General features: G+C 27.7%; 1 protein-coding gene. It reads right to left on the bottom strand.

Annotation, left to right across the window (positions count from 1 at the left end; translation table 11 throughout):
• Window positions 1-476 (bottom strand): cation:dicarboxylate symporter family transporter (locus G3997_RS03375; protein ID WP_296648103.1); only part of this gene is annotated, 476 nt, incomplete at both ends.

Raw genomic sequence — 476 nt, 5'->3', positions numbered from 1 at the left:
AATAAAGCTATTGTAGCAGTACCAACATATGCAAGTGCTGGTTTTAAATGTTCAACACCATAAATTGCAAAAGTTCTTGTTATTAAAACAAATATWGCTATTGGTYCAAAYTTAGTTATAACAAATGTTAAGAAAGTAGTTATTATCTTATTTATATCTTGTAATAATTTCTTTAATACTAAAATTTCATCTCCTAAAGTATTAATACAAATTCCAGTAACACTAGCTAAGAATACTATAGATAAAACACGTCCATTATCTCCAAATACTGAAGTTATATTGTTTGGTATAGCTTGTACAAATACTAAAAGTGGATTATTTGCAACACTTCCTTCGCTTGAAGCTATGTTATCTATACTTACATTAAATAAACCAAGTTTATGTGCAGTCATTCCAAATACACCAGCTAGTACTAGTGCAAATACAGATGTACCTAAGAAACCTAATATTGTTTTATAAGATATACGACCTAATTT

This window comes from Romboutsia sp. 13368 (assembly GCF_018336475.1).
In the GTDB taxonomy this organism is placed as follows: Bacteria; Bacillota; Clostridia; order Peptostreptococcales; family Peptostreptococcaceae; genus Romboutsia.
The sequence above is the reverse complement of the archived record's forward strand: the minus strand, read 5'-3'. Positions and strand labels throughout refer to the sequence as shown.